At 68.4% G+C, this 266-nt stretch carries 1 pseudogene; it reads left to right on the forward strand.

Going from position 1 to position 266, the window contains the following annotated elements:
• Positions 1 to 266, forward strand: a pseudogene (locus R2R70_RS20670) (bifunctional 3,4-dihydroxy-2-butanone-4-phosphate synthase/GTP cyclohydrolase II); the annotation flags it as partial.

Consider the following 266-nt stretch of genomic DNA (forward strand, 5'->3'; position numbering starts at 1 on the left):
GCATCCACAATGAGCAGACCGTGGAAGTGCTGGACAGCGAGCAGGTCGAGACAGCCTTCGACGAGCTGCCGCTGCACTGCTTCAGCGATCGGATCCAGGGCCGTCACCCCCTGGCGCTGGTCAAGGGCACGCCGGACGCCGAGTCTGTGACCACCGTGCGCGTGCACGTGCAGGACCCGATGCGCGACCTGCTGACCCTGCGTCAGCCGGGTAGCAGCAGCCGGGCGCTCAATGATGCGCTCGCCGAAGTCGCCGCCGCCGATGCC

Origin of the sequence: Cobetia sp. SIMBA_158, from assembly GCF_046566945.1 — a bacterium.
GTDB lineage: Bacteria > Pseudomonadota > Gammaproteobacteria > Pseudomonadales > Halomonadaceae > Cobetia > Cobetia amphilecti.